General features: G+C 33.1%; 5 protein-coding genes and 1 pseudogene. All 6 read left to right on the forward strand.

Annotation, left to right across the window (positions count from 1 at the left end; translation table 11 throughout):
* Positions 1 to 336, forward strand: a 336-nt coding sequence (locus VK998_RS06620; protein WP_414713574.1) for a glutamate racemase, incomplete at its 5' end; no start/stop codon positions are given.
* 62 nt (positions 337 to 398) lie between these two features.
* Positions 399 to 1,775 (forward strand): sigma-54 interaction domain-containing protein, encoded by a 1,377-nt coding sequence (locus VK998_RS06625; RefSeq protein WP_325226765.1) that lies wholly within the window; start codon positions 399 to 401, stop codon positions 1,773 to 1,775.
* 193 nt (positions 1,776 to 1,968) lie between these two features.
* Positions 1,969 to 3,006: an L-erythro-3,5-diaminohexanoate dehydrogenase gene (kdd, locus tag VK998_RS06630; protein WP_325226767.1), complete on the forward strand. Its 1,038-nt coding sequence runs from the start codon at positions 1,969 to 1,971 to the stop codon at positions 3,004 to 3,006.
* An 82-nt stretch (positions 3,007 to 3,088) separates the two neighbouring features.
* The gene (kamA, locus tag VK998_RS06635) at positions 3,089 to 4,348 is read left to right on the forward strand and encodes a lysine 2,3-aminomutase (protein WP_325226769.1); all 1,260 of its coding nucleotides are present in this window, start codon (positions 3,089 to 3,091) and stop codon (positions 4,346 to 4,348) included.
* Positions 4,349 to 4,634: 286 nt separating this feature from the next.
* Positions 4,635 to 5,666, forward strand: coding sequence for a lysine 5,6-aminomutase reactivase subunit KamB (gene kamB, locus VK998_RS06640; RefSeq protein WP_325226771.1), 1,032 nt, complete (start codon positions 4,635 to 4,637; stop codon positions 5,664 to 5,666).
* A 1-nt stretch (position 5,667) separates the two neighbouring features.
* A pseudogene (locus VK998_RS06645) lies at positions 5,668 to 6,057 on the forward strand (MutS-related protein); the annotation flags it as partial.

A 6,057-nucleotide genomic window follows, 5' to 3' on the forward strand; every position in this document is an offset into this window, starting at 1 on the left:
ACAGATGTGGCATTTATTACAGCAAAAAAATACTTATTAGAATTAAAAGAACATAATATAGATTCTTTAGTCCTAGGATGCACCCATTATCCAGCTCTACGCTATACCATCAATAAGGTATTAGGAGATAAAGTAACTATGGTTAATCCAGCCTATGAAGCGGCTAAAGCTGGGAAGATAATGTTAAAGGAAAAGAATCTACTATCCAATAGATTAGATGGAGGAAAATGCGATTATTATGTAAGTGATGATCCAGAAAAATTCAAAAGAATAGGAGGCAATATACTACGAAAAGAAATTGCTTCAGTACAAAAAGTAAATATTGAAAACTTATAGGCACATTTAGTGCCTATAATTTGGCTATGTATGCCTAAAAACCGGCAGTAAAGGAGGTACATATGAAGGATTTATTTTTTAGGGAAAACATATTGGAAATTTTAGACTATATAGAAGAAGGTATTCATATTATAGACGATAGTGGGAAAATAGCTTATTATAATTTATTTGCTCAAAGAATAGATGGTATAGATAGAGAAAGGGCCGTAGGCCGGCATTTATTAGAAGTATATCCATCTTTAAGCTATGAAACCTCTACTCTTTTAACGGTAATCAAAACTGGCAAGCCTATACTTAAAAAAGAGCAGACTTTCATAAATTATAAAGGTGAAAAGATAACTACTGTAAACTCTTCCATACCTATAAAGAGTAGTAATGGGAAAATATTAGGGGCTCTCGAAATATCCAAAGACATAACCCAAGTAAGAAAGATGTCCGAAAAAATCGTAGATCTTCAAAGCAAACTATATAATAACTCCATTGGAGAAAATGATGAAGAAACAGCAAAGTATACCTTCTTAGACATTATAGGACAGAATAAAGAGATGTTAAAACTTAAACAGATGGCTTTAAAGGCAGCAGATACTGATGCTCCAGTCTTAATATATGGAGATACAGGTACAGGTAAAGAGTTATTCGTCCATGCCATACATAATGCAAGTAAAAGGAAAAACAAACCCTTCATCACTCAAAACTGTGCAGCATTACCAGCAAATCTGTTAGAAGGTATTCTCTTTGGAACTGTAAAAGGTGGATTTACTGGAGCGGAGGATAGACAAGGCTTATTTCAGCTAGCCCATAAGGGAACATTGTTTCTAGATGAAATAAACTCTATGCCTTTAGAATTACAATCTAAATTATTGCGAGTTTTACAAGATGGAAACTTAAGACCAGTAGGAGGAACTAAAAGCATAAATGTGGATGTAAGGGTAATTACTGCCACAAATATACCACCCGAAGAAGCAGTAAACCATAAATTATTAAGAAGGGATTTATACTATAGATTAAATGTAATAAGTTTAAAGATTCCTCCCCTAAAGGAAAGAAAAGATGATATTCCTCTATTGACAAAACATTTCATAAATAAATTAAATAAAAAATTAAATAAATCTATAAAAGGAGTATCTGAAGATGTAATGAATATACTTATAAATAATTCTTGGGAAGGAAATGTAAGGGAATTAGAAAATTTAATAGAAGGGATTATGAGTATTTACGACATAGAAACTATAGATATAGAACATCTGCCGACAAAATTCAAAAAAATCAAACAGCCAAATAAAAGCTTATCTTTAAAAGAAACCCTAGAAAAAATGGAAAAAAATCTAATAGAGGAAGCATTAGAAGAAGCAGAATACAACATAAGCTACACTGCCGAACTACTAAACATTCCTCGACAAACTCTCCAATACAAAATATCTAAATATAATTTAAAATAATAAAAATAAGTTTCTTTTTTTGGTGCCAGGCACCAAAAAGGGAACTTATCTGCCTAATATTGGGCAGAATATTTGTAAAATTAAATCATCTTTAGCATATAATCTTTAATTTTAGCCATTTTAACCATGGATGAAATTGGCATAAATATTGCATTAATTAATAGATGGATAAAATTTTAAAGGAGGTTTTTATATGAGAAAAGGATGTCCATATGGTACTCATAGGGTAATAGAACCAAAGGGAGTATTACCACAGCCTGCATTAAAAATCGACAATGATATGGAAATTTATGATAATGAAATATTGATTGATGTACAGACTCTAAATGTAGACTCTGCTAGCTTTACTCAAATTAAAGAGCAAGCTAAAGGAGATCCAGAAGAGATAAAAAAGATTATGAAAGGCATAGTAGCAGAAAGAGGCAAGCATCAGAATCCAGTTACTGGTTCTGGCGGTATGTTAATAGGGACTATAGAAAAAATTGGACCTGCATTAGAAGGAAAAACCGATTTAAAGGTAGGAGATAAGATAGCTACTCTAGTATCTTTATCTTTAACTCCTCTTAGAATTGATGAGTTTTTAGAAATAAGACCGGAAGTAGATCAAGTGGATATTAAAGGAAAAGCAATATTGTTTGAATCTGGTATATATGCAATATTACCTGAAGACTTACCAGAAAATTTAGCATTATCTGTATTAGATGTGGCAGGTGCACCAGCACAAACGGCAAAATTAGTTAAACCGGGGGATACAGTAGTGGTAATTGGTGGAACTGGCAAATCTGGGATGCTTTGTCTATACGAAGCAAAGAAAAGAGCTGGGGTTACAGGAAAGGTCATATGTATAGGTTCAAGAGATAAAACTATAGCTAGAGTTAAGAATGCAAACTTGGCAGATGTCTACATAAAGGCAAACGCTACCAATGCAGTAGAACTACTGGAAAAGGTTAGTGAGGCAACTAATGGGGAAATGGCAGATATAGTTATAAATACAGTAAATATTTCAAATACTGAAATGTCCAGCATATTGTTAACTAAGGATCAAGGTACTGTATATTTCTTCAGTATGGCAACTAGCTTTACAAAAGCAGCTCTAGGAGCTGAGGGGGTAGGGAAAGATGTAACAATGATAGTAGGAAACGGATATACCAAAGACCACGCAGCTATATCTTTAGAACTAATGAGAGAATCTAAAGAATTAAGAAAGATTTTCGAAGAATTGTACGCTTAAGACAAGGGAACTGTATTCTTGTAATATTATAGTGTCCGTCTAGTTTCAAAGGTTAATTCAATAAAAAAGGGGGAAAAGTTTTATGCGTTCTTATAAAGATATTGAATTATGGAAAGATGTGACAGATGTAGAGTGGCATGACTGGCAATGGCAAGTTAGAAACAGAATTACCGATGTAGAGGATTTAAAAAAGGTAATCAATATAACTGAAAAAGAAGAAAAGGAAATAGGTCAGGTATTGAATAAGTTTAGAATGGGAATAACTCCGTATTATGCATCCTTAATGGATCCAGATGATCCAAACTGCCCTATTCGAAAACAAGCAGTACCTACAATAATGGAAACCCATGAGAGTATAGCGGATATGGAAGACCCTTTGGCAGAAGACGAAGATTCACCTGTACCAGGTCTTACCCATAGATATCCTGATAGAGTGTTGTTTTTAATAACAGATCAATGCTCTATGTATTGTAGACATTGCACTAGAAGAAGATTTGCAGGACAGAAGGATTCAGGAGCACCTAAGGATAGAATAGATCAAGGTATAGAATATATTAGAAATACGCCTCAAGTTAGAGATGTTTTACTATCTGGTGGAGATGCACTGCTGGTATCTGATGAAAGATTGGAGTATATTATAAAAGAATTAAGAGCAATTCCTCATGTAGAAATAATTCGAATAGGAACAAGAACTCCTGTAGTTATGCCTATGAGAATTACTGATAATTTAGTAAATATGCTTAAAAAATACCACCCAATATGGCTAAATACACATTTTAATCATCCAAAGGAAATTACAGAAACATCAATTAAAGCAGCCAATAAAATGGCAGATGCAGGGATTCCATTAGGCAACCAATCCGTATTATTAAGAGGCGTTAATGACTGTCCTCATATAATGAAACAATTAGTTCATAAATTGGTAATGATGAGAATTAGACCTTACTATATATATCAATGTGATTTATCCATGGGAATTGAACATTTTAGAACAAAAGTATCTAAGGGAATAGAGATAATCGAAGCATTAAGAGGTCATACTTCAGGTTTTGCAGTTCCAACTTTCGTAGTAGATGCACCAGGAGGAGGAGGAAAAACTCCAGTTATGCCTCAATACGTTATAAGTCAATCCCCAACTAAGATAGTTCTTAGAAACTATGAAGGGGTTATCACAACCTATACAGAACCTCAAATAGTTGAAGAACCTTGTAATTGTCCAGTATGCAAGGGGGAAAGAGAAGGTCATACCACTGGTGTAGCAGAACTACTCCAAGACCCAGAAGTAAAATCCATGGCACCAAATAATTTAGAAAGAAAACAAAGAACTGTTACAGCTAATTGATTTATAGATGATAAAGAGACCCTTCGAGAGTAAGATTATACTGTTAGGCTCAGGGTGACATTTAGGTAGGCTCAGAGTTACATTAGGTTCAGGGGTGACATTTAGGTAGGTTCAGAGTTACATTAGGCTCAGAGTTAGATTAGGCTCAGGGGTGACATTAGTACCTAGTGTAGTATTAGCTCCAGGGTGACAGCACAGTTGTCATCCTGAGCGTAGCGAAGGATCTTAGACCCAAAAGCTAGACATAAATAATTGTAAAATGTCCATTGAAGCAAGGGGGAATTTAATGTTACTAAACCATATATACAATAAATATAAAATAATATCCATAGTAGGCATGGCTAAAAATAGTGGTAAAACTGTAGCATTAAACCATTTGATCCACGAAGCCATAGATAAGGATATAAAGCTTGGCATTGTTTCTACTGGAAGAGACGGAGAATCTTTGGATTTGGTTACAGAAACGGAAAAGCCTAAAATATATGCAGAAGAAGGAACTATAATTGCTACTACTACAAAATTATTATCATTAGGCGATGCTACAGTGGAGATAATGAATATAACAGGATATAGGACCCCTTTAGGAGAAATACTTATTGGAAGAGTAAAAGATAGCGGATACATTCAAATATCTGGGCCACAAACTACAGCGGAGATAAAAAATGTGGCAAATTTAATGTTAAAATTAGGGGCGGAAATGGTTGTTATTGATGGAGCTATAGATAGAAGGTCATCTGCCGCCCCTTCTATAACCGATGCTACTATATTATCCACTGGTGCTGTTTTAAGTAGGGATATTAACAAAGTTATAGAAGAGACTATCCATATAGTAAACCTTTTCAATCTTCCACAAATAGAGAATTCTAATGAAAAGAAAATATTAAAAAAACTTCTAGATAAAGATCAAATAGCCATAATAGATAAGGAACTAAATATCCACACTATAGAGGTAAAAACAGCGTTAAATAGTGGGCATATTATAGCAGAAAATATAGAGGAGAATTCTAAATACATATTAATTCCAGGCTCCTTAGTTAAAAAGACTATAGAGGATATAATAAGTACCACAAATAGATATAAAAATATAGATATAGTAGTAGCAGATGGAACCAAAATATTTATACCACCAAAGGATTGGCTAAAATTTATGAGATACGGTGTTAAAATAAAAGTAGTAAATCCTATTAATCTAGCAGCCATAACATTAAATCCTCATGCTCCTCAAGGATATTATTTTGAAGCCAAAGAACTACTAGACAAGATGAAAAATTATATAAATGATATTCCGGTAGTAGATTTAGTACTAGGGGGTGAATAGAATGGAGTTTATGGATGAATTTACAAAAGAATCTTTAGAGTTTCAATATATTATAAATAAAATAAACATTAAAACTCCCTATGGTAAAATCTATAAGGATAAGATGAAACCTTTATTAAAAGGTGAAGAGGATAAATTAATAGAAGAATTGAATAAGGTAGAAAGCTATATTAACTATGTTAAAGATAAAAAATTTATGAGAGATATAGATAATATTTTTCATGGAATTAAGGATTTAAGAACTACCATAAACAGAGCCAGAGAAGGAGGAATTCTTTCAGAAGTAGAATTGTTTGAAATAAAGAATTTCCTTTTTTTGATTAGAGATTTAAAGAAATTATTGGGAATTTATCAAATTCATCTATGGGAGGATATGATAATAGAACCTATA

The organism is Schnuerera sp., from assembly GCF_035459645.1.
Lineage (GTDB): Bacteria > Bacillota > Clostridia > Tissierellales > Tepidimicrobiaceae > Schnuerera.